The 25,296-nt window shown below is 28.2% G+C and carries 21 protein-coding genes; 16 read left to right on the plus strand and 5 right to left on the minus strand.

Annotated features, from left to right (window positions below; genetic code table 11):
- Window positions 1-797 precede the first annotated feature (797 nt).
- The 3 genes from malQ (at window position 798) to CLSA_RS05495 (ending at window position 6,020) form a co-directional block, all read left to right on the plus strand.
- Window positions 798-2,285, plus strand: coding sequence for a 4-alpha-glucanotransferase (malQ, locus tag CLSA_RS05485; RefSeq protein ID WP_022744413.1), 1,488 nt, complete (start codon window positions 798-800; stop codon window positions 2,283-2,285).
- Window positions 2,286-2,287: 2 nt separating this feature from the next.
- On the plus strand, window positions 2,288-4,660 hold the full coding sequence (locus CLSA_RS05490) for a glycogen/starch/alpha-glucan phosphorylase (RefSeq protein WP_041716481.1): 2,373 nt from the start codon (window positions 2,288-2,290) through the stop codon (window positions 4,658-4,660).
- Window positions 4,661-5,060: 400 nt separating this feature from the next.
- Window positions 5,061-6,020, plus strand: coding sequence for a D-2-hydroxyacid dehydrogenase (locus tag CLSA_RS05495; RefSeq protein ID WP_022744415.1), 960 nt, complete (start codon window positions 5,061-5,063; stop codon window positions 6,018-6,020).
- A 497-nt stretch (window positions 6,021-6,517) separates the two neighbouring features.
- On the opposite strand, the gene CLSA_RS05500 is transcribed toward CLSA_RS05495, so the two are convergent.
- Window positions 6,518-7,303 carry a Cof-type HAD-IIB family hydrolase gene (locus CLSA_RS05500; RefSeq protein WP_041716115.1) on the minus strand — a complete coding sequence of 262 codons (786 nt, stop codon included), beginning with the start codon at window positions 7,301-7,303 and terminating at the stop codon, window positions 6,518-6,520.
- Window positions 7,304-7,572: 269 nt separating this feature from the next.
- On the opposite strand from CLSA_RS05500, the gene CLSA_RS05505 reads away from it, so the two are divergent.
- The 4 genes from CLSA_RS05505 to CLSA_RS05520 all read left to right on the plus strand — a co-directional run bounded on the left by CLSA_RS05505 (window position 7,573) and on the right by CLSA_RS05520 (window position 11,181).
- Entirely contained in the window at window positions 7,573-8,304 is a 732-nt protein-coding gene (locus CLSA_RS05505; RefSeq protein WP_022744417.1) for a phosphatase, read from the plus strand.
- A gap of 207 nt (window positions 8,305-8,511) precedes the next feature.
- Window positions 8,512-9,096: an anthranilate synthase component II gene (locus CLSA_RS05510; RefSeq protein WP_022744418.1), complete on the plus strand. Its 585-nt coding sequence runs from the start codon at window positions 8,512-8,514 to the stop codon at window positions 9,094-9,096.
- Window positions 9,089-10,453, plus strand: a complete 1,365-nt coding sequence (gene pabB, locus CLSA_RS05515; protein ID WP_022744419.1) for an aminodeoxychorismate synthase component I — start codon at window positions 9,089-9,091, stop codon at window positions 10,451-10,453. The genes CLSA_RS05510 and pabB overlap by 8 nt, the downstream gene beginning before the upstream one ends.
- Window positions 10,453-11,181, plus strand: a complete 729-nt coding sequence (locus CLSA_RS05520) for an aminotransferase class IV (RefSeq protein WP_022744420.1) — start codon at window positions 10,453-10,455, stop codon at window positions 11,179-11,181. Before pabB ends, CLSA_RS05520 begins: the two co-directional genes overlap by 1 nt.
- Here the strand turns inward: CLSA_RS05520 and CLSA_RS05525 are convergent.
- The gene (locus CLSA_RS05525; RefSeq protein ID WP_022744421.1) at window positions 11,178-11,450 is read right to left on the minus strand and encodes an acylphosphatase; all 273 of its coding nucleotides are present in this window, start codon (window positions 11,448-11,450) and stop codon (window positions 11,178-11,180) included. The genes CLSA_RS05520 and CLSA_RS05525 overlap by 4 nt on opposite strands.
- 157 nt (window positions 11,451-11,607) lie before the next feature.
- Between CLSA_RS05525 and ndk the strand changes: the two genes are divergently transcribed.
- Window positions 11,608-12,042 carry a nucleoside-diphosphate kinase gene (gene ndk, locus CLSA_RS05530; RefSeq protein ID WP_022744422.1) on the plus strand — a complete coding sequence of 145 codons (435 nt, stop codon included), beginning with the start codon at window positions 11,608-11,610 and terminating at the stop codon, window positions 12,040-12,042.
- A 140-nt stretch (window positions 12,043-12,182) separates the two neighbouring features.
- On the opposite strand, the gene CLSA_RS05535 is transcribed toward ndk, so the two are convergent.
- The gene (locus tag CLSA_RS05535; RefSeq protein WP_022744423.1) at window positions 12,183-12,722 is read right to left on the minus strand and encodes a helix-turn-helix domain-containing protein; all 540 of its coding nucleotides are present in this window, start codon (window positions 12,720-12,722) and stop codon (window positions 12,183-12,185) included.
- A gap of 348 nt (window positions 12,723-13,070) precedes the next feature.
- On the opposite strand from CLSA_RS05535, the gene CLSA_RS05540 reads away from it, so the two are divergent.
- Window positions 13,071-13,928, plus strand: a complete 858-nt coding sequence (locus tag CLSA_RS05540; RefSeq protein ID WP_022744424.1) for a YcdB/YcdC domain-containing protein — start codon at window positions 13,071-13,073, stop codon at window positions 13,926-13,928.
- A gap of 127 nt (window positions 13,929-14,055) precedes the next feature.
- Here the strand turns inward: CLSA_RS05540 and CLSA_RS05545 are convergent, their stop codons facing one another.
- Window positions 14,056-16,593, minus strand: coding sequence for a transglycosylase domain-containing protein (locus tag CLSA_RS05545; protein WP_022744425.1), 2,538 nt, complete (start codon window positions 16,591-16,593; stop codon window positions 14,056-14,058).
- 108 nt (window positions 16,594-16,701) lie between these two features.
- Here CLSA_RS05545 and yunB point away from each other — a divergent pair, with 108 nt between their 5' ends.
- A complete protein-coding gene (gene yunB / locus CLSA_RS05550) occupies window positions 16,702-17,412 on the plus strand; it encodes a sporulation protein YunB (protein WP_022744426.1) in 711 nt (236 codons plus the stop codon).
- A 64-nt stretch (window positions 17,413-17,476) separates the two neighbouring features.
- Here yunB and hpt read toward each other — a convergent pair whose 3' ends face one another.
- Window positions 17,477-17,998 carry a hypoxanthine phosphoribosyltransferase gene (gene hpt, locus CLSA_RS05555; protein WP_022744427.1) on the minus strand — a complete coding sequence of 174 codons (522 nt, stop codon included), beginning with the start codon at window positions 17,996-17,998 and terminating at the stop codon, window positions 17,477-17,479.
- A 149-nt stretch (window positions 17,999-18,147) separates the two neighbouring features.
- On the opposite strand from hpt, the gene hflX reads away from it, so the two are divergent.
- From hflX to CLSA_RS05585, 6 genes are all read left to right on the plus strand, one after another.
- Window positions 18,148-19,932, plus strand: a complete 1,785-nt coding sequence (gene hflX / locus CLSA_RS05560; RefSeq protein WP_022744428.1) for a GTPase HflX — start codon at window positions 18,148-18,150, stop codon at window positions 19,930-19,932.
- Window positions 19,933-20,254: 322 nt separating this feature from the next.
- On the plus strand, window positions 20,255-20,965 hold the full coding sequence (locus CLSA_RS05565; RefSeq protein ID WP_022744429.1) for a hypothetical protein: 711 nt from the start codon (window positions 20,255-20,257) through the stop codon (window positions 20,963-20,965).
- 139 nt (window positions 20,966-21,104) lie between these two features.
- Window positions 21,105-22,010, plus strand: coding sequence for a nucleotidyltransferase domain-containing protein (locus tag CLSA_RS05570; protein ID WP_022744430.1), 906 nt, complete (start codon window positions 21,105-21,107; stop codon window positions 22,008-22,010).
- Window positions 22,011-22,020: 10 nt separating this feature from the next.
- Window positions 22,021-23,451 carry an aminotransferase-like domain-containing protein gene (locus CLSA_RS05575; RefSeq protein ID WP_022744431.1) on the plus strand — a complete coding sequence of 477 codons (1,431 nt, stop codon included), beginning with the start codon at window positions 22,021-22,023 and terminating at the stop codon, window positions 23,449-23,451.
- Window positions 23,452-23,546: 95 nt separating this feature from the next.
- Complete coding sequence (locus CLSA_RS05580) at window positions 23,547-24,194, plus strand: YigZ family protein (RefSeq protein ID WP_022744432.1); 648 nt, start codon at window positions 23,547-23,549, stop codon at window positions 24,192-24,194.
- A 128-nt stretch (window positions 24,195-24,322) separates the two neighbouring features.
- Complete coding sequence (locus CLSA_RS05585) at window positions 24,323-25,063, plus strand: YebC/PmpR family DNA-binding transcriptional regulator (protein WP_022744433.1); 741 nt, start codon at window positions 24,323-24,325, stop codon at window positions 25,061-25,063.
- Window positions 25,064-25,296 lie beyond the last annotated feature (233 nt).

Here is a 25,296-nt window from a genome sequence, read left to right on the forward strand (position 1 = left end):
ATGCTGTGAACAAGCACATGTGGAACAACTTACAATCTAAGAAGCATAGCTATCAAAATTTTTTAACGTAACGCTACACAAATGCATGCCCTCTATTTCTACTTTTGGATATCATCTATAGATCTATACTAGAAATCAAATATATTTTTGTGAAATAGATATTTAAAAATTAGTTGAGGAAGTTTATTGATAAGATATTGTTCCATTTCTGCTTATTCTTAATGTACTTGAGAATAAGGCAGGAATGGGGCAATATTTTATTTAGAAACTTATAATGAATGTTTTATAGTGGTGTGGAACAAAATGTATTTGATTTCGATAAAATTACCACATAAGTCAAGATATTAAGTTGTTTATTTAAAATAAACACAAAAATATTCAGAAGATTAACATTATTAAAAAATAAAAGAATATACTATTGTATGCGCCTAGGTATTTTTAGGTGATAATTATAGATTGATCATATAAAAGAAGATGATAAGTTTATAGCATGATGCATATTTCTAATTAGATAAGGAAGCATACTTGTATAATATGAGTTTTAGATAAATAAGTTTTAATCAATCACTAAGTTAGGCACATTCAAAAACAAGTCCATTTGCCAGCCTATTTGTCATTATGCTTCGGCCACAAATGGGACTAATAGGACCGGCTAAGAGGACAATTCACCTTCTTGCCTGAGAAAAAATATCTGCAGCAAATTGGACATGTTATTTATTTTTGTGCGCCTTAAATGGACTTATATTTTTATTTATTGTATATTATTGTTAAAAAAGTAATGTTTAGGAGGATTGAAAATGGAAAGAGGTAGTGGTGTTATTATGCATATTGCATCTTTACCCGGGAAATATGGAATAGGTACATTCGGTAGAAAAGCGTATGAATTCAGTGATTTTTTAAAAAAAGCTGGACAAAGATATTGGCAGATACTTCCCCTAGGACATACTAGTTATGGAGATTCACCATATCAGTCATTTTCAGCATTTGCTGGGAATCCATATTTCATAGACTTTGATATTCTTGTTGAAGATGGATTACTGAAAAAAGCAGATTATGAAAAAATAAATTTTGAAGATAATACTGAAATTATAAATTATGGACTTCTATTTAATGAAAAAACAAAAATTTTAAGAAAAGCATATGAAAACTTTAAAAAAATTAATAATAGTGATTTAGAAAAATTTGAATCAGAAGAATCATATTGGTTAGATGATTATGCTATGTTTATGGCAGTAAAAGTTAAATTTAATCTAAATAGCTGGCAGGGTTGGGATAATGATATAAAGTTTAGAAGTGAGATATCATTAAAAAAATATAAAGAAGAACTTAAGGATGAAATATGTTATTGGAAGTTTATACAGTATGAATTTTTCAAGCAATGGAGAAAATTAAAAACGTATATAAATAATTTAGGTATTAAAATCATAGGAGATATTCCTATATATGTTGCAGAAGATAGTGCAGATGTATGGAGTAATCGAAAAATATTTTTACTAGATGATAACACGTTAAAGCCATTAAAAGTAGCGGGATGTCCTCCGGATATATTCTCATCTACAGGCCAGCTATGGGGAAATCCTATATATAATTGGAACTATATTGAACAAACTGGATATAAGTGGTGGATAAGTAGAGTTAAACAAAGTTTAGAGTTATATGATGTAATAAGATTAGATCATTTTAGAGGATTTGAAGCATATTGGGCTGTACCATATGGTGATAAAACAGCTCAAAATGGTGAATGGATTAAAGGTCCAGGAATGAAGCTATTTGATGCTATAAAAAATGAATTAGGAAAAATAGATATTATAGCAGAGGATTTGGGTTTCTTAACAGAAGAAACTATAAAGCTTATAAAGAAAACAGGTTTTCCAGGAATGAAGGTTTTAGAATTTGCATTTGATGGTAAAAATAACAATTTGTACTTACCTCATAATTATGAAAGAAATTTTGTAGCTTATACAGGAACCCATGATAATGATACAGTAAAGGGTTGGTTTGATTCTTCGGGTACTAGGAGTGAAGTTAAAAATTCAATTGAATATTTAAGATTAACAAAAGAAGAAGGGTATAATTGGGGATTTATAAGGGGGGTATGGAGTAGTGTAGCAAATGTATCCATAGCATTAATGCAGGATTTTTTAAATCTAGGAAACGAAGCAAGACTTAATTTGCCTTCAACAATGGAAAAAAATTGGACATGGCGAGCAAAAGACGGAAGTTTTACCAATGAATTGGCAAATAAGATTTATAGATTAACTAAGATTTATGGAAGGTGTGATTAATGATGGAGAAACAAAAAATAAAAGAAGGTATTGAAAGATATTTAAAAGTAAAGCATGGAGTGAAATTAAAAGATGCTCACGATTACCAAATATTCAATGCGCTATCTCTAACGGTATTAGAAGATATTATAGATAATTGGAATAATACAACTGAAACTTATAATAAAGGAAGAAGGGCATATTATTTATCAGCAGAGTTTTTAATGGGAAGAGCTCTTGGAAATAATCTAATGAATTTAGGAATATATGATGAAGTTAAAGAGGTACTACAAGAATTAAATATAGATTTAAATAAGATTGAAGAAATTGAAGAAGATGCAGGTCTTGGAAATGGAGGACTTGGAAGGCTTGCAGCATGTTTTGTGGAATCAGCTGCAACTTTAAATATGCCTTTAGTTGGATATGGTATAAGATATAGTAATGGTTTGTTTAAACAAAACATAGAAAATGGATTTCAAACTGAATGTGAAGATACATGGCTTAAATATGGAGAAGCGTGGAGCATAAGAAAGGAAGATGAAATTCAAATAATAGAATATTCAGATATGACAGTAAAAGCTGTTCCGTATGATGTACCCATAATTGGATACAAAACTAAAAATATAAATACCTTAAGATTATGGCAGTGTGAAGCATTAAGAGAATTCGATTTTAATCTATTTAATAATCAACAATACATTGAGGCTGTATCTGCAAGAAACAAAGCAGAAGATATATCAAGGGTATTATATCCTAATGATACAGCAGAAGCAGGTAAAATATTGAGATTGAGACAACAGTATTTTTTTTCAAGTGCATCAATGAAAGATATAATAAGTAAATACAAAGCTAACTTTGGAAATGATTTTTCACAATTTGCAAAATATAATGTCGCTCAATTAAATGATACTCATCCTACAATTTCAATTCTTGAGTTTATAAGGATATTAGTTGATGAAGAGAAGGTTAGTTTTGATAATGCACTATCAATTGCAAAAGAATTCTTTGGATATACCAATCACACTATATTAGCAGAAGCTTTAGAAAAATGGGATATAAGATTAATTGAAAGATTGTTTCCAAGAATATTACAAATTGCATACCAAGTAGATTATGAATTAATGAAAGAACTAAGGCAAAAGGGATATGATGAGGGAGCAATTTGGAATTTTAAAATTATTGCAAATAATGTTATGAGAATGGCTAACTTGGCAATATTTGTAGGGAGAGCTGTAAATGGAGTTGCTGAACTCCACACAGAAATTTTGAAAAAAATCGAATTAAATAACTGGTACAAGTTATATCCTAATAAATTTCAAAATAAAACTAATGGAATTACGCCAAGAAGATGGCTTAGACTTTGCAATAGTGAACTATCAAAATTTATAACAGATTTGTTAGGAAACGAAGATTGGGTTAAAAATTTAGAATTGCTTAAGGGATTGAAAAAATATAAAGATGATGACGAAGTATTAAAGAACCTTATGAAAATTAAACATGAAAAAAAGGTACAGTTAGCTTCTTATATTAAACAAGAGGAAGGAATAGAAATTGATCCAGATTCATTTTTTGATATTCAAATAAAAAGACTTCATGAATACAAAAGGCAATTATTAAATGCTCTCTATATTTTAGATTTATATTATAGAATAAAAGAAAATCCAAATTTGGATATTCCAAAGACTACATTTATATTTGGAGCTAAGGCATTTCCTGGATATAAAAGAGCTAAGGGAATTGTCAAATTTATAAATGAAATAGCGAGACTTGTTGATAGTGATGAAGTTGTTTCAAAGAAGATTAAAGTTGTATTTGTTCATAACTATAGAGTTTCTTATGCACAAAAATTATTTCCAGGTTCAGATTTATCTAAGCAGATTTCTACAGCTGGAAAGGAAGCATCTGGAACTGGGAATATGAAGTTTATGCTTAATGCAACTCCTACATTTGGAACTTATGATGGAGCAAATATAGAAATTGTAAAAGCAAGTGGAGAAGAAAACAATTATATATTTGGATTAAGAGTTGAAGACATTGAAAAAATAAAGCATAGCTATAATCCTAAGTGGTATTATAGAGAAAATCCAAGCATTAAAAGAGTTGTAGATGCTCTCATTAATGGTACATTAAATGATGGTGGATGTGGATATTTTGAAGATTTATATAATGCGCTATTAGAAGAAAGAGATCAATATTATGTACTTGCAGATTTTGAATTATTTAAAAAAGAAGAAGAAAAGGTGTTTAAAGATTATAAAGACAAGAAGAAATGGGCACAAAAATGTTTTGCTAACCTTTGTAATGCAGGGATATTTTCAAGTGATAGAACAATAAAGCAATATGCTGATGAAATCTGGGACATAAAACCAATAACTTTTAAAGATGCATCTATATGAAATTTAACTTTTTGATTGTATCGTAACCTCGAGAATGTATAATCAAAGTAACTATATTTAAGCCACATTCAAAAAAATAACAAGTCCATCTACCAAATCTATTTTTCAGCATAACATTTTGGACTTGTTATTTTCTTTCATGCGCTTAGGGTGGAGTTAATTATATTAAAATAAAGATTAAGACTTATAGTTTTAGTGCAAACACACACTTTCTATAAGTCTTACTTTTTATAAAAAATATATTTTTTTTATTCTAATTTAAATTGAGTTTGTTAGAATGGTTTTAGATGCCATATAATGTATAGGAATTCTTATGCCAAAGTTTACAACTAAATTTATTTAAGATATTATTAAATTAAGAGACATTTGAAAGACAAAAATTTAGAAAAGAGGAATGTTTATGAAGAAAATAGTAGTGTTAGATGGAAAAACATTAGGTAATGTAGACTATATAAAACTAAACGAATTTGGACAAGTAATATATTATGATTCAACTTTAAAAGAAGAAGTTGCAGAGAGAGTAAAAGACGCTAATATTGTATTAACAAATAAAGTTGTGTTAAATGCAGATAATTTAAAGGATGCAACTAATTTAGAATTAGTATGCGAAATGGCTACTGGATATAACAATATAGATATAGAATATGCAAAATTAAAAAATATTGCAGTAACTAATGTTGCTGGATATTCTACTAATACCGTAGCTCAACATACATTTGCAATGTTATTACATCTTTATGATAATATAAGTTACTTCGATAATTTTGTAAAAAGCGGAGAATATTCTAAATCGGGTATGTTCACAAATATAGAAGTTCCTTATAGAGATTTATGCGGAAAAGTATGGGGAATAATTGGACTTGGAGCTATTGGTAAAAGAGTAGCAAAAATTGCGCAATCATTTGGAGCTAGAGTGATTTACTATTCAACATCTGGAAAAAATTCTGATCCAGATTATGCAAGAGTAGACTTTGAAGCGTTATTAAAAGAATCAGATGTTATTTCAATACATGCGCCTTTAAATGAAAGAACTAAAGGGTTAATGAATTATGAAGCTTTTAGTAAGATGAAAAAGGATGCAATATTAGTTAATGTTGGAAGAGGCCCTATAGTAGTTGATCAAGATTTAGCAAGAGCTATAGATGAGGAAATAATAGGCGGAGCTGCTTTAGATGTATTTGAAAGCGAACCAATGCCAGCTGAAAATCCAATACTATCTATTAAAAATAAAAGCAGAATAGTATTAACTCCACATGTAGCTTGGGCAAGTGAAGAAGCAAGAAATAGATTATTTGCAGATTTATTAGAAAATATAAGTGCATACAATAGAGGCGAACAAAGAAATAGAGTTGAAATTTAAAGTCTCGCAGCACCAACCGAAATATTACACATATATGTTTCGCAGGATTAGGAAAATTTCATTGGGAGTTACTAAATGAGAGGTTGCACCACTTAAAGATTGCTCCAAAGACAAGCTTGGGACAATCTTTAAGTGAACAACCTCTCATTAAGTAACTCTAGCAATTCATTTTCCAATACCTACTCCACATATATGTGTAATATTTCTTTGTTTTGTGATAATTTTAGTAAAATGCGAAGCATTTCGGCTAATGATTAATTATAATTTAAAGTTTAGTACAAACAGAGAAATTAGCCACATATTTGTTAAATAGGCATTGAAAATAAGCTGTTGAAGCATCTTAATGTTAGGTTGTTCCACTTTAGTTTGTCCAAATTTCATATTTGGAGCAAACTGAAGTGGGTGCAATCTGGCATTTAGATGTTCCCAGCGAAATTTTCTTAGTCCTATGGAACAAATATGTGGCTAATTTCGGTGATGTATCGCAAAACTTGTAATTAAAGAGCGTATTCTACGATTGCTCTTAGTACACCTTGTTCTACATTACTTGCAGCTTCATATTTTCCATATTGTTTCATGTCTTCAGGAGCATTTTTCATTACAAAGCTATAGTCACTTTGTTTAAGCATCTCTATGTCGTTATAGTAATCTCCAAAAACCATTGTTTCTTCTTTTAATATATTATCAGTATCCATTAAATTTTTTAAGGCAACACCTTTATTAGCCCCTTTGTTAGAGACATCAATCCAAATTTGACCTGAACCGACAACATTAAGTTCTTGTGCAAATTTAGGCTTAAATATATTATTTAAGTTATCAAGTGAATTTTCTAAATTACAAAAAGTAACCTTAATAATTTCATCATTAACGTTAAATAAATCATCTACAAATTCTAAATTAGTATAATATTTTTTTATTTCAGCTAAATGAGCATCAGAATATCTTTCTACATAAGCACAAGTTTCAGAACATAAAACTGTTGCATTTCCATTGATAGATTTTGATTCTTTAATTAATTGTTTGACAATATTACTATCTATAACACTTTTATATATTGTCTTATTGTCATCAACAACTAAAGCTCCATTTTCACATATGTAAGATAAATGTCTTCCAACAGGACCAAAGTTAGTTTGTAATGTATAATATGGTCGTCCACTAGCGATAACTAATTTTATGTTTTTTGCGATTAAACGATTTAAAATATCAGTAAAACCTTGTGGTAAATATCCATTTTCATCTAATAATGTTCCATCCATATCTGTTGCAATTAACTTAATCATAAAATCTTCCTCCGTCGCGTTAAAATCATATTTAAAATATGCATAATTCAATGATATCATATATTTGTAATGTAAGAAAGCAGTTGAAAATTTCCGTAGTTGTAAAAAATAGATTTAAAATAAATTTAATAAGTTGTAGTATCATATAAAAATAATATTAAAGTTTATTATTTTTTCATATATGGTACATTAGTTTAGCTGAGTTTAATTAGTACGTTAATTATGATAATATAGTAATTGAAGAAAATATGATGAAAAAAGGTGATTTGATGAAATATGCATTAGATGTACATACTCATACTATAGCTAGTGGGCATGCTTATTCAACACTAATGGAAAATGCAAAGGCTGCTTCAGAAAAAGGTATAAAAGTTCTTGGAACAACAGAACATGGTAGCAGTATGCCACATTCTCCACATGTTTGGTATTTTCATAATTATAAGGTACTACCAAGAGAATTATATGGTGTTACTATGCTTTACGGAATAGAAGCAAACATAATTAATTATGAAGGAAATTTAGACATGGAAACTAGTACATTAGATAGAATGGATATTGTAATCGGTAGTATTCATGATGAAGTTTATAAAGTAGGAAATAGTGAAGAAAATACAAAAGCATTTGTTAATGCAATTAAAAGCGGAAAAATTGATATAATAGGGCATCTTGGAAATCCAGGAATTCCAGTTGATTATGAAAAAGTAGTAAGATGTGCATTGGAAAATGATGTTTTGATAGAAATAAATAATAGCTCATTCACAACATCTAGACCAGGAAGCAGTAAGAATTGTACTCAAATTGCTTCATTGTGCAAAGAACTTGATGCCAAGTTAATAATAAATAGTGATGCACATTTCTGTACTAAAATAGGAGAATTTACAGAAGCAATTAATATGTTGCAATCTATAGATTTTCCAGACAGTCTTATAATAAACAAAGATCCAAATGAATTATTAATTAGATTAAAGAAAAAGGGAAGATTAAAAGATTTGGAATTATAGAAAATTATCTAACGAGACACGAGATATTGGAAAATTATAATATCCTAGTTTATAAATTATAAACATTTATAATAATAATAAAGTAATGTTAAAGTAATAGTAAAACAATGTTTGAGAAGATATTCTTAGAAATTACAGATTAAAAGAATATTTTCTCATTTTTCTTATTAAAGATTGCATAAGTATTAAATAAAGAGGAATGATTTTATGTTATTAATGATAGATAATTATGATTCGTTTGTATACAATCTTGTTAGATATTTTGAAGAGATTGAAGAAGAAATAGAAGTTGTTAGAAATGATAAAATTAATATAGAGAGTATAGATAAAGATAAATATATAGGGATAATAATTTCACCTGGACCAAAAACACCAAATGATGCAGGAAGATGTTTAGAAATTATCGATAAATTTAAAGGGAAAATACCAATATTAGGAATATGTTTGGGTCACCAATGTATAGGGCATTATTTTGGAGGTAAAGTTATTAAAGGGGAGAAGCCAATGCATGGAAAGATAAGTGAGATAGCGCATAATAATAAGCAAATATTTTTTGGTGTTAAAAATCCGCTTAAAGTAACTAGATATCATTCATTAATTATTGATAAAAAGGAATTTCCAGAGCAATTGCAAATTACAGCAGAAACTCTAGATGGTGTAATTATGGGAATTAGTCATAATATATTTCCTATTTATGGGGTTCAATTTCATCCTGAGGCAGAACTTACAGAAGAAGGACATAAAATTTTACAAAATTTTATTATAGAATGTAGGAGATTTAATAATGATTAAATTTGAAATAAAGGAATTAGACAAATATTATGATCCATTTTATACATATAGCATTTTTAAAGACAGTACATATAGTATTTTTTTAGATAGTTCAAAAGAAGATAGATTACTTTCAAAATACTCGTTTATTGGATTAAATCGATATAAAAAATTTATTTCAAAAGGAAGAAAAGTACTAATTGATAATGAAGAATATGATGATGTTGATCCATTTGATAAATTAGAAAATCTCATAGATAAATATAAACTTAATATTAAGAGTAATATTCCATTTGTAAGTGGAGCAATTGGATATTTTTCATATGACATAGCAAGAGTATTAGAAGAATTACCAGACAATTCAAGCGAAGATTTTAGTGTTCCAGATAGTATGTTTATTTTTTTTGATAATTTGATTATTTTTGATTTACATAATAAGAAAACGTACATAACTGCTATAGGACAGATTGAAGAATCAATAAATAGTATATCAAGAATAGAAAAGAGTTTGAAGAGTTACAATGATTGCAGTGAAGAGAAGTTAATTAAAGTAAAAGAATCAAATAACACGTTTTTTTCTAATTTTAACAAAAAGGATTATGAAAGGTCTGTAGCGAAAGTTAAAGAATATATAAGAAATGGTGATGTATATATAGCTAATATGACGAGGAGAATATGGTGTGAAAATAATGAGCATCCTTTTAAGATATATGAAAAATTAAGAAGTAGTAATAAGGCACCTTTTTCAGCATATATGAATTTTGAAGATTTTCAAATCATAAGCTCTTCTCCAGAAAGATTTTTATCAATTATTGATGGGGTGATAGAAACTAGGCCTATAAAAGGAACTAGACCTAGAGGAAAAAACGATGAACAGGATAAAAAATACAGAGAAGAATTGATGAACTCTGAAAAAGACAAAAGTGAACTTTTAATGATTGTAGATTTAGAAAGAAATGATTTAAGTAAAGTTTGTAAGCCTAATTCTGTAAAGGTGAAAGAACTTTTTAAAATAGAAGAATATGTTACAGTATTTCATCTTGTTGCAACTGTAGAAGGAAAGTTAAAGGAAGGTATATCTTCTGTAAAATGCATTAGAGAATGTTTTCCAGGGGGATCTATAACAGGAGCACCTAAAATAAGGGCTATGGAGATAATAGAGGAACTTGAAAAACTTAAAAGAAATATTTACACAGGTTCTATAGGATATTTTGATTTGAGAGGAAATAGTGATTTTAACATAGTAATTAGGACTATAATTAAGAGAGAGAATAAAGCATATTTGGGAGTTGGAGGTGGAATTACTTGGGAATCTATAGAAGAAGAAGAGTGGTTTGAGACAATTCATAAAGCTAAGGCATTAATGGGGGTATTATAATGAGAAAAATAATATATAATAGTGATAAAGTAAGTGTTGATGATGGTGTGTTTTTCGGAAGAGGAGTATTTGAAACAATTCTTTGCAAGGATGTACCAGTATTTTTAGATGAACATATAGATAGACTAAGAAAATCCATGGACAAAATAGGATTATTGCCATTAGAGGAAACGACTCTTAAAGAATATTTAAGTAAGCTAAATATAAAGGATAAAGCTTTAAAAATAACTGTTACTCCTTCTAATATTATAATTACACAAAGAGAAATTAATTATGAAAAAGAACATTATGATAGAGGTATGTCTTTAACTATTTCAAAAGTAAGGAGAAACAGCACATCAATTTTATCTTACATAAAATCTACATGTTATATAGAGAATTTAATTGAAAAAGAAAAAGCTAAAAAAAGTGGTTATGATGATGTTATTTTTTTAAATGAAAATGGCTATGTTACAGAAACAAGTTGCGCAAATCTTTTTATTCTTTGCAATAAAGAAATTTTTACTCCTAAAATTGAAGATGGATTATTAGATGGGATAATAAGGAGAAGAATTATTGAAAATTGTAGTATCAATGAAAAAAGTATAACAGTACAAGATTTAAAAGAGGCAGAAGAAGTAATTATAACAAATAGTTTAATGGAAATTATGCCTATAAGAAAAATAGATGAAGTTGAATATGACAGTCAAAATTTAAAAGCTAGATTAATGAAAATATTAAAATTTTAGTATTTAATTAAATATTTTTTCTCTTTTAAAACTAAAGGAATACTGTTTAAAGTTATATTTGTAACTTTAGAGAATCCAGCCCCTTTTTTTATTTTAGTGATAAATTTATTAACGTTTTCCTCTGTACCTTGGACTTCGATTTCAACTCTGCCATCATAAAGATTTTTTACCCATCCTGTTAAGTTTAAATCGCATGCAGCCATCTGTGAAAAAAATCTAAATCCAACGCCTTGAACTCTACCATCGACTATTAAGGAATTTCTAATCATTGTTGTTCCTCCTAAGTATTAATATAATAACAAATTATATCATATATTAATATAAATTATAAAATTATTTTAAATTTTCTGAATTATTAGTATAATAAGAATATGGTGGGTAATAATATTAGGATGGGAAATATATTACAGTATTGGAGGGTGTAACATGATGCAAAGAAGTGTGGTATTAATTAAACCTGATGGAGTTGAGAGAAATCTAATAGGAAATATTATAAGCTGTTATGAAGATAATGGATTAAAGGTAATTCACTTAAAATTAATGCAAGCCACAAGAGAAATTGCGGAAAAGCATTATTCTCAGCATAAAGGAAAAGATTTTTATGAGGAACTTATAACATTTATAACAAGAAGTCCATTATGTGCAATAATATTACAAGGGGAAGATGTAATTGCAAGAGTAAGAAAGATTAATGGAGCAACTAGTCCAACGGATGCAGAAGAAGGTACTATAAGACATAGATATGCAAGGAGTAAAACTGAGAATTGCGTTCATGCATCAGATACTTTAGAAAGTGCAAATGATGAAATAAAACTTTGGTTTTCTGAATTAAAAAATATAGATGAGTTGCTTAATAAATAAATTATAAAAATAAGCTATCTTTAAATTATTTTTATTTAAAGATAGCTTATTAAAACAATATAAAATTAATTTTAATTATATAAGAGAAAATGATAATATTCATTAAAATTTGTACTAGCTATAGAATAGATACCTAAAGTTTAAAATGCAGGAGGAGTACTTATCCAAATTACTTTTGCAGGTAATTTGTTGGGATTAGAAATATAATGATTTACTTTTGCTTTATAATAAAAGCTTTCTCCTTTTTTTACTCTATATTTCTTTTTTCCTAAATGAAGAACTATAGAACCAGATAATACATAGCCAAATTCTTCACCTTCATGAGGTTCTTCTTCAATATATTGACCACCAGGTTCAAGCGTAATCATAATTGGTTCCATTGCATTTTTTTGAGCGTTTGGAATTAACCACATTAAAGAGTATTTCAATTCGTCATCATCTTTTTCAAACATGTCATCTTTAGAAAATGTAACTCTTTCCTCTTTTGTATCACTAAAGAAATCAGGGAGATTTGTTCCGAGAATTTCTAGGATATCGATTAAGGTAGCAATAGATGGAGAAGTTAAATCATTTTCAACTTGTGATATGAAACCTTTGGATAATTCACATCTATTGGCAAGTTCTTCTTGAGTCAATTGTCTTTCCATTCTTAATGTACGAATTTTTTGTCCAATTTCCATAATTTCACCTACTAAATTAATATGTAATAATAACTTTTACTAAACAATCAGTTTAAAATTACTAAACAAACAAGGATATTATATAAAGTTTAAATTGAAAAATCAATATGTTTAAAAGTTTTTAGCTTAAAATAATATTATAAATAATATTAGAAAGATAATATAATCATGGAAAATTATATCACATTTGATGTTATATAGACAAATTGATTAATTAATTTGTGCTTGGTAAATGAACCGGTTATTTTTTCAATGCGTCCAATATAACATACATTTTAAAGGTAAAATACGTAAATAAGAATAATATGATATAATAAAATTACACTAATTTAAATTAGGAGGGTATTAATGAAATTAAAAAAAGGTACTATAAAAGCAAGTATTGTTTTAGTTTTTCTTCTCATGGTTATAGGCATCGTAGTATACAATTTTATTGGACCTGGTGCAAAAGATATGAAAGCGTCTAAAGATTTCATTGCTAAGTTATATTTAATTAAAGCAATAAATACTGATCAGCCTTTAGATAGCATGAAATATGACAGGATTAAAATTCTGACAAGTAAAAATGAATTAGGACATAAAACTATAGTGACTCAAAATTTTGGCATAGATTTAGATAAGGAAGATAATGTAATAGGATTTGCTAAAAAAGAAATACCTAAAAATATAACTAAATTAAATATTGAAGAGGGAAAAGAATTAGCAGATTACTATCTAAAAAATATATATGATGGAGATGTGATAATAAAAGCATCTAAAAGTAATGAAGATAATGAATCTTTGCCATATTATTCATTTGTATATACTAAAGAAGAACATGGATATCCTCTTTATTTTGATGAAATAAAATTGAATATTGATAAAGAAAGTGGAGTTTTAGACGGATATTCGAACTCTACAATGCAAAGGGAATGTAAAGAACCAGTAATAAATATTTCTAAGGAAGAAGCAGAAAAAATAGCATTAGAATCATTTGAAAAATATAATAAAGATGGAACTTTAGAAGATGAAATACCATTAGTATATGCAGATAATACTATTGATACAGATTCTAAAACAATATCGGAAGTTTGTTATTTGGTAAATATAAAAGGTAAAGATAAAAATAATAAAAAAGTTGAATGGAAGATATTTGTGAGTGCTGAGACTGGAAATATACTAAATACATTAAAAGATGGAGCAGAAAAGGAAGTGACAACAAGTTAGTGCATGGACTTTTATTTTTTGAATGTGCTTTAAGTCGCATTTAAGAAAAGTAAGTCAGTATGACAGATTATAATATAAGAATAAAAGCCGTTTAAAAGCGTAATTAAGCTTTTAAACGGCTTTTTAATTAATTCATGGGCATAATTGTTGTATTATTCTGTGATGGTGAAGGTCCTGTATCACCTGGTCCCATGGAATTATGACTATTTTTATTATTATTAATTATAGTTTCATTTTTACCACTATTATTGGTGTTGGTATTGGTATTAGTATTAGTATCTTCTGATTGTGACTGTGAATCAGATTCATTACTGTTAGAATTATTACTATTATTAGCGGGTGTAGATTTATTATGAAATATTGAATTCCATTTATTTGTGAAATTACTTGTAGTCTGACCAGATCCAGATCCTCCTAATACTACAGAATAGTCTTCTGTAACTGGGTTTGGATGATCTTTTTTTATATACACACCACCTCTAGAAGATACATGAGTAGTGCAAGTTGTTGTTGGCTCTGTACCATCAATAAATAATTCCTCTGTTATTCTATTTCCTCTAGGATCACGATTGCATAGTGATCCAGGGAGATCTCCTGAATCTTTACATACGTCAACTTTTGTTATGCCAGTAGGTTCTTCGATGTCTTTGGCATCCATGCCTTCATGAGCTTTGGCCATTATTTTTCCCCAAAGGCTGGCACATCCACTAGAACTACCCATAAGTTTTGTTGGTTTATCATATCCAATCCAAACAGAGCCAGAAAGGTATGGTGAAAGTCCTGCAAACCATAAATCGGTTGAATTAGAAGTAGTACCAGTTTTACCAGCAACAGGCATATCGCCCCATTTAGCACCAGTAGCATTATATTCATTTACTGGACCTTTTAACATATCATATAAGATATAAGCTGTTTGAGGTGAAAATACTTTAGTTTGGTTAGGCTTAGTGTTATCAAGTATAACTTTACCATTTGAATCAACAACTTTTGTATATAAAATAGGTTTTGTATACATACCACTATTACCAAAAGTAGCATATGCTCCAGCTAAAGTATAAGTATTACCACCATCTCTATCATTAGGATCATTGTTGAATTGACCTAATGATAGAGCAGCAATTGATGATTTAGATGCTGAATTATATTTTAGGCCTAACTTTTCTCCATAGGAGATACCAGTTTTTAATCCGATTTTATCTTCAGTTAGAACAGCAGCAGTGTTTTTAGAATGAGTAAGGGCTTCTCTTGCACTTATTAATCCTGAATATTGATTAGGAGAATTTAAAGGATTATAAGGTTCGTTAGCTGAGTATTTCTTACCAATTTCTTCGGGAATTGGAGCATCATCTATAGGCGAAGCAGCTGTTATAATTTTTTGATCAATTCCAGGTCCATATACCGTTAATGGCTTTGTCGAAGAACCAATAGGTCTTAAATCATTATAAGCTCTGTTAGTTGATTGAGGTTTCTGTTTACCTCTGCCTCCAACCATTGCAATTATATGACCATTTCTATAGTCCATAATTGTTGCAGAGGCTTGTAGTAAAGGAACACCATCTTTATCATAAGTTTCACCATTACTAACTCCCAAATTCTTATAATTATCCAATGTAGCCTGTGTATAATCTTGAAGCTGTCTATCCATTGTGGTATAGATTTTAAGGCCGCCATTTACCATTAATTTTGAAGCTTCTTCATCAGTATATTTATACTTTTCTTTTAAATCTTCTTTTACTTGAGAAACAGCAGGGTATACAAACCATTCATAGTTTAATTTATAATCCTTTTTGGTTTGTTTAAATACTAATTTGCCGCCTTTAACATCACTAACAGCTTTAGTGTATTCAGGATCGGAAATATATTGTAATTTATGCATCATCTCTAGTACAGTAAGAGTTCTTGTAATATATGGTGTTGAGTCTTTTTGATTGTTCTCATTATAAGCACTATAATATGATGGCGCTTGTGTTATACCAGCTAAATAAGCACATTCTATTAATGATAAATCAGATGCACTTTTACTAAAATATAATTGGGATGCAGCTTCAACTCCGTATGCATGCCCACCCATTGGAATTGTATTTAAGTAAGCTGTTAAAATTTGATCTTTTGTTAATTTTTGCTCTAAATTAATAGCTAAATAAATTTCTTTTACTTTTCTTTCGATTGATATATCATTAGTTAAAATTGTATTTTTAAGTAATTGTTGAGTTAATGTGGAAGCACCATGCAATCCTTTTTGTCCTGTCAATAACCTTCGTGCATCAAGTAATGCAGATCCTAAAATTCTTTGAATATCTATTCCTTTATGTGAATAAAATCTTTCATCTTCTATGGACACAAAAGCATTTTTTAACTTAGTAGGCATTTTGCTAGAATCAATAACATACCGTTCCTCATCTGTTTGAAGATTATCAATAAAGTCTTCTTTGCTATCATATACGCTTGAAGCTTGGTTAAGTGATAATACAGCTTTAACATCTAGAGGAGGTGTAGTCTTTATAATAGCAAAAGCATATCCTGCTCCTACAACAAAAATTGCTAAAAAACAAAATAGTAAACCAAAGATTATACCTCTAAAAATTTTTTTTGATTTTTTTTGTTTAGGTTTCTTTTTTTTTCGAGGAGTTACATTTGTTTTTTTTGCGTTATTGTTAACTGCCATTTTATCCTCCTAAAAATTATACGGTTTATAAAATTTAATAATATTTTATACCATTATAGCATAATTATATTATGAGTAAATAAATAACTCAATATAAAGGTGTTGAGAATGCAATATTATACAAAACGTAAAAGTCACAAGTATATATCATTAATATTACTTATTATTGTACTTATTGTTGTATTTAATTTGATAATAGCGTTTTTTGATACGCGAGTCATGCCATCAATAATAGACATTGCAAAAACAATGGCGAAATCTCAAACTTTAGAAGTAATAAATGACGAAAGTATAAATATTTTATCAGATGAATTTAAATATGATGAAATGATAAAAATTCAAAAAGATAAGGATGGAAATATAATTTTAATTCAGGCAGATACTGCAAAATTAAATTACATAGCAGCAAAATTGGCTACAGAGTGTAATAAAAAGTTAGGGGATATGAACAATTCTACAATAAAAGTTCCTTTGGGATGGATGACAAATAAAAGTGCATTTTATAGTTTAGGACCTAAAATAAATATGGAAATAGAGCCTATAGGTAATATTACTACAAGCTATGAATCAAAATTTGAAAGTGCAGGAATAAATCAAACAAGGCATAAAATATATCTAAATGTTGCTGCTAAAATAAGAATGAAATTGCCATTGCAAAGTCAAGATGTAGATGTCACAACTCAAATACCTGTTTCAGATACAATAATAGTAGGTAAAATACCAAATACGACTCTTGGACTTGGAGATTTAACTAAAAACACCAATAATAACGATAATGGCAATAATAATGATAAGAGTAATGATCAAAAAAATAACTAAAAAAATAAACTGAACCTATTTATAAAATAGGTTCAGAAAAATAAAATTCAATCTAATCTATGTATTATTCCCAGTTAAATACATAAGGTACATTTCTATAGAAATCCCCATAATTTAAACCATATCCAACTACAAATAAATCTTCAATTTCAAAACAACAGTAATCTGGTTTTATATCAACTTTTCTTCTTGAAGGTTTATCAAGAAGTACACAAGTTTTGATTGAAGCAGGTTTTAATTTACTTATGTGATTTACAACAAAATCCATTGTTATACCAGTGTCAACAATATCATCGACGATAAGAACGTCCCATCCTTCGATATTATCAGGAATATCATTAACTACTTTAACAGAACCAGAAGAGGTTTCGCTATTTCCATAACTTGATGTAGTCATAAATCCTATTTTTGTATTTAATTCTATTGCTCTAACTAAATCAGCAGCATATACGAAGCTTCCTCTTAATAATGATAAAACATAAAGATTTTTACCTTTATAATCCTCAGTTATAATTTTTCCTAACTCTTCTATTCTTGAATTAATTTGTTCTTTAGAAAAAAGAATATTACGTTTCTTATCTTCCATTTTGTTAAAACTCCTTTTATATTTATTTAAATGCTCAACTTTACTAAACGATTAACAATGTCAATTGTACACTGTATAAGTTGTAATTAATGAATTAATAGTATAAAATTATATGAAAGTTGTCAAGATAGCGTATGTGAGGTGTTTATATGATAGATGGAAATGTTGAAGGAATAAGAAAGTCCATAATTGATGAATTAGAGAGTATTTATTCAATAAGAAGCTCAAAGGATGAAATTTGTAATGTAGAAATTTTGGATATAATTTCTAGAATTTCAAGCTTTATTGAAAGAGAAGTAAGTGTAGCAATAAATAGAAAAGGTAATGTAACATCTATTGCAATAGGAGACTCAACTTCTGTTGAGGTACCAATAATAGATATTGAAGAAAAAAGATTATCAGGGGTTAGGGTAATTCATACTCATCCAAATGGCTACTGTAATCTTTCGGCATTGGATTTAACAGCATTACTAAAATTGAAATTAGATGCTATTGTATCAGTTGCTATAATAGAAGGGAAAATAGTAGATTTTTCATTAGGAATGCTTACAGTATATAATGATAAATTAGAATCAGAAGAAAGAAAAAACCTTTCTCTGGAACAAATGCAATCAATAAATATATTAGATAAAATAAAATTTATTGAAAATCTAATTAAGAATAATGATGTTATAGAAGAAACAGAAGAAAAAGCTATATTAGTAGGTTCAGATACTAAAGAAAGTTTAGAAGAGTTAAGAGAACTTACAGAGGCTTGCAATATACCTGTATTAAAGACTATATTTCAAAGTAGAAATAAAATAGATGCCGCATTCTTCATAGGAAGAGGTAAGGTCTTAGAAATTGCATCTATGAGACAAATAGAGAGAGCTAATGTTATAATTTTTGATGATGAACTTTCAGGATCTCAAGTTAGGAATTTAGAAAGTGCTCTTGGAGCTAAAGTAATTGATAGAACTACATTAATATTAGAAATATTTGCAACTAGAGCAAAAACAAAAGAAGCTAAGATACAAGTTGAATTAGCACAACTTAAATATAGATTAAGTAGATTACAAGGGTTAGGTACTATATTATCTAGAACCGGTGGTGGAATAGGTACTAGAGGTCCAGGTGAAAAGAAACTTGAGACAGATAGAAGACATATAATGGAGACAATTTATGATTTGAAATCTGAACTTAAGAAGATAAAGAAAACTAGAGAAGTCCAAAGAGAAAAAAGAAGTAAAGAAAATATTCCAAAGGTATCATTGGTTGGATACACTAATGCAGGAAAATCTACTTTAAGAAATGCACTTTGTGATTTAGCAGCTAAAAAAGAAAATAAAACAAAGGAAAAAGTGTTTGAAGCGGATATGCTTTTTGCAACGTTAGACACTACAACAAGAGCCATAACATTAAAAAATAAAGGTGTAATAACTCTTACAGATACAGTTGGATTCGTAAGAAAATTGCCACATGATTTAGTAGAGGCATTTAAATCTACTTTAGAAGAAGTAATATATTCAGATTTATTATGTCATGTAATAGATACATCATCAGATTATGCAGTGGAGCAATATATAGCAGTAAATGAAGTATTAACTGAACTTGGTGCAATAGATAAGGAAACAATATTAGTTTTTAATAAAATAGATAAAGCAACTGAAGAACAAATAGCGAAAATTAAAGAAGCTGTAAATGACAATGTGATAATAGAAGTTTCAGCAAAAGAAGGAACTAATTTAGAAGAATTATTAGAATTAGTAGAAGAAAAATTACCTTATAACTATAGAAAAGCAGAATATTTAATACCATATGAAAAAAGTGATGTTCAATCATTTTTACATAGAAACGGTAGAGTTATTGAAGAAGAATATAGGGATAATGGAACATTTATGATGGTCGAAGTTGATGATGAAGTATACAACAAAACTCAGGATTATGTTATATAAGGCACAATTAAATAAATAACAAGTTCATTTGCCAACCTATTTTACATCAGAGGAAGATTGATTGGCATACACTCACTGAGTAAGCGATTCACACAAAATCACAGATGTAGGTTCTTTGCTCATTGCTTGATGAAAAATATTCATGGCAACCTTGGATCTGTTATTTATTTTTATGAACCTAAAGCATATTAAAAAAATAGTGAGTCTGAATTCATATTTACTGTACATATTAATCTTAATAACATAGTTCATATACTTTAAGAATAATTGAATATTTTAATTAATATATTAGATATGAACATTAATTAAGGGATATGAAGCTATGAGTTCTAAGAGACATAAGAAGCATTCCAAAAAGGGCAAATCAAAGAAGAGTAGAATAACTGAAAACAAAGCTAATAATTTGCCTAAACAACAAGTGAGTAAGCAAAAATCAGATGCGGTGAGTTTTTATGAGGCAAGTTCAGATAATGGTGAAAATGAAACTATTAATTTAGGTAATAATGAAAACAATGCAAATATAAATAATAATAAAAATATTGAGCAGAATGTTTCGCAAGATTCATCTAAAAGTAGTGATATAAATGATAATTCAAATGCATCATCAACTAGTTTTGACAATACTAATGAATCTTATGAGGAATTAAAAGTTAAACAGCAGGAACTTTTAAATAAGCTTAAAAATGTAAGTGATTCTATAGCTAATGTAGCACTAATTAGAGATAATGTTAATTCTATTAGAGTTGATACTTTAACGGAGCTTTATTTTACAAGACAAGTGAGACCGCTTTTAGATGCTCTAAATATTATTTCGTTTGCGTCTTATAATATGTCATTTACTGCAACAACATTTCAAGGTAATGCATTTGGAGATAAGAAAGAGATTAAGAATGCATTAAAATTAAGTTATAAGATGAATGATGAAGTTGAAGATATTATAAATGCACTATCAAGAAGATTGACAATCTTTCTTGAGACAGTAAATAATATGGATAAAAATTGTCCGCCATTTGATTTTAATAAAGATTCTTAGATTTGGGATGATAAAAACTAAATTTAAGAATCTTTATATATATTAGTGCATAATTATACGGCAATAACTGTGCATAGTTAATTAAATCAGTTATAATGTTATATAGTTAGACTATAGCCAAAGAAGGTGAATTAAGAAATTGTTGAAATCTATATTAAATTATCAAAAAGCTTCTGAAAAATTAATAAGTATATTAAAAACAAATAAAAGGGTATTAGCCATTTTTGTATATGGAAGTATAGTAAGCGGGGATCTTTGGGAAGAATCAGACATAGATTTATTTGTGGTATACAAAGATCAGTTTGAAGAAATAAGAGATGTATACTCTGAAATGTTAGATATTCCGGTACATATGAAAATTTTAAACAAAAACAGATTCATGGAATTATATGAAAGTGATGGAAAGAAGGGATTTGTAAGAAATTTATTAATCTCTTCTAAAATAATATTTTCAAGAGATGATGAGATTGAAAGTATTTTTAATAAAGCTAAATATAGTTCCGATAAATATAAGGAAAGATGGAATCTGGTTTATTTAGGAAAGCTTATAAAAGATATTGGCGTAACAAAAAAATATCTACAAAATGATAGTTTGTTTACTTCATATGAAGTATTAATTAGAGCATTAGATAGCTTTTCTAAATTATATTTAAATTTAAATGGATATACTGTTAGTAAAGATGCAGTAAAAATGGTAATGAATTTAAATAATGAATTTGACATAATGATTGAAAATTTATTTTATAATGAGAGATTAAAAGAAAATATTAAAAATACAGTACAATATGTAGAAACGTTTTTGGATGATAACATAAATTTAGCAGGTAAATTTTTATTAGATTATTTATATAAAAAAAATACTTTTTTAAGTTCATATGAGATACAAAATGATGAATTGTTTAAAGAATTTGATATAAAAATAGAAGATATACTAAAGGAATTGTACAAGAAAAAATTAGTGGTGAAAGATTCTAGGAAGTTGGATTTACCTTCTAAGGAGAAGCTAATAAACGAAAGTGTGTATTCATATAAGATTTATAATTAAGGGTGATTTAATGGAATTCTATAAAAATTTAAAATTTAAAGATGAGGTTCCAAAGTATATTCAAGTAGCCAATTTTATAAAAAATTTAATTGACAAAAGAAAAATAAAAGAGGGAGATAAGCTTCCTACTATAAGATCATTATCTAAAGAATTAGGTGTAAATAATGTAACGATAGTAAGTGCATATAATAAACTTAAATCAGAGGGATACGCATATCAAAAAGTTGGAAGTGGGACCTATGCTAAAATAAAAGATGTATCGTCTAGTTTTAGAAAAGAATATTCTAGAGCTTTAAAGAAGATATCGACTAAAGATTTAACAGAAGTTGTTGATTTTACTGGAGAAACTACAGGCGAAGTGTTATTTCCTATAGATGATTTAAAATATATCATTAATGAAGTTTTGGAAAGAGACGGAGCTAATGCGCTTCTTTCAGAAAATAGAAATGGATATACTAATCTTATAAATACAATAAATAAAGTGTTTTGGAATTCAAAATTAAATGAAGAAGATATAATAATTGTATCAGGGGCACAGCAAGGCATTGATATAGCTTCAAAGGGAATATTAAATATAAATGATAATATCATAGTTGAAAAGCCAACATATGTTGGAGCACTATCTGTTTTTAAATGGAGAAAAGTTAATTTATTTGAGGTTCCAATAGAAGAAGATGGAATTAATTTGGATAAGTTTGAGAAAATTTTACAGAAGAATAAGATAAGATGTTTTTATACAATGAGTTATTTTCAAAATCCCACAGGAATAAGTTATAGCTTAGAGAAGAAAAAAAGAATTCTGCAACTTGCACAGATTTATGATTTCTACATAATAGAAGATGATTATTTATCAGAACTTATATATGAACAATCATTGGATTATATACCATTTAAATGGCTTGATACAAACAACAGAGTAATATATATAAAAAGCTTTTCTAAAATATTTTTGCCAGGAATACGATTAGGATATTTAGTTGCACCAACATTATTTAGAGAAGTGCTTCAAAATTCAAAGCATAATACAGATATAACAACATCTAGTTTGATGCAAAGGGCATTAGAATTATACATCGCAAGTGGAAGATGGAAAGAAAATATTAAGTATCTAAATGATGAGTATATTGAAAGATATACATACATGAAATTTATTTTAGATGAAGAGTTTAAAGATATAATTACGTATATTGATCCAAAAGGTGGATTAAACTTCTATTTAACGCTGAAAGATAATATGATAGATACAAAAGAATTATTTATTGAACTTATAAAAAGGGATGTATATATTACTCCAGGTGCTATGTTTTTCACATCACAAATGTATGGACAAGATTCTTTTAGAATATCTTTTTATCAGACAGACAAATATAAAATTGAAAAAGGAATGAAGATACTTAAGGAAGTATTGTTGGATCTAACGGAGAAAAATAATAAAAAATAAAATTTACTAGAAGTGAGAAATGTTATTTTCTTTCATATTTCTAAAAACAAATTTAAAAGGTTTGCTTAGAAATGAAACTTTGAGGAGGTTTAAAGATGCCTTACATTACAATAAAAAATTTGGGTGAAGATAGATTTGAAGAAAAAAAATCTGAGTTTATTGGATATGCAAAAAGAGTACAAAATGAAGAAGAAGCTAAAGAATTTGTAAATGAAATAAAAAGCTTACACAAACAAGCTAGGCATAACTGCTGGGCATATGTTATTGGAAGCAATATGAATATACAAAGATATTCTGATGATGGTGAACCGCAAGGGACAGCAGGAATTCCTATACTTGAAGTAATGAAGAAAAGCAATGTTACAGATTGTGCAGTAGTTGTGACAAGATATTTTGGTGGAGTACTTCTTGGTACAGGGGGATTAACTAGAGCTTACATTAAAGGAGCTAGTATAGCTATAAAAGCAGCTGGAATTGTTGAAAAAGTATCAGGATTAAAATTGAGTTTTGAAATTGAATATGATTTGTTTGGGAAGATTCAATATATATGTGGTCAAAACTCATGGCACATTGAGGAAATTGAATATACGGATAAAGTTATTGTGCACATATTATGCGAAGAAGCCATTTCAGAAGAAATAGAAAATGAAATAGTTGAAGTAACAAATGGTAAAGTGATAGTAAGAAAAAGTGAAGAGGGAATTTACTTTAAAGAAGGCAATAGATTATTTGTACAAATATAAAAATTGTAAATGCATAGACAATGTGGTATAATATTTGTTGGATTTTCTGTTAAAGAATGAGAAGATAAACAATGAATTTATCTTTATACAAAATTAGATAATTTATATTAAAGTAAGGAGGAAAACATATGTCAGGACACTCAAAGTGGCATAACATTCAAGCAAAAAAGGGTAAGACAGATGCAAAAAGAGGTAAGATTTTTACTAAAATAGGTAAAGAAATAGTTGTAGCTGTTAAAAATGGTGGAGCAAGCCCAGATACAAATGCAAAGTTAAGAGATATAATTGCTAAAGCAAAGGCTGCAAATATGCCTAATGATACTATATCAAAAGCAATTAAAAAAGCTTCTGGTGAATTATCATCAGTAAATTATGAAAATATAGTTTATGAAGGTTATGGCCCTAGCGGAGTAGCTGTAATAGTTGAAACTCTTACTGATAATAAAAATAGATCAGCTGGTAATGTAAGAAGTGCCTTTACAAAAGGTGGCGGAAACATGGGAACATCAGGCTGTGTATCATTCATGTTCCAAGAAAAAGGAGAAATCATCATTGAAAAAGCTGACAAAGATGAAGAAGAATTAATGATGATGGCATTAGATGCTGGAGCAGAAGATTTTTCAGCAGATGAAGAAGAAGTATTTGTAGTAACTACAACACCAGAAGACTTCGGACAGGTGAGAGAAGCATTAGAAGCTGAAGGTATTGAATTCTTAGATGCAGCAGTTAAGAGAATTCCAGATACATACACTGAAATTAGCGAAGATGATGCTAAGAAGTTCCAAAAGATGTTAGATTTACTTGAAGATGATGATGATGTTCAAGAAGTTTACCACAACGCTGAATTCCCTGAAGGATGGGAAGAATAAAATCCTTAAAATATTGTAAAAGTTAGATTATGTTTTAACAACATATAAAGTGATTTTGAACCGCTTCTAACATGGATGTAGTGCAATTGGCATTACTCATGTTAGAAGTGGTTTTTTAACATTCAAAATAAAAAAATGTAGATTAGGTTTTTTTTCTTTATTTAAATATGTGTAAGTAAAAGGGAAATAAACTGTTGGAAAATTAATTACGTTGACATATTTAGGAAAAGAAT

Origin of the sequence: Clostridium saccharobutylicum DSM 13864, assembly GCF_000473995.1 — a bacterium.
Classification (GTDB): Bacteria; Bacillota; Clostridia; order Clostridiales; family Clostridiaceae; genus Clostridium; species Clostridium saccharobutylicum.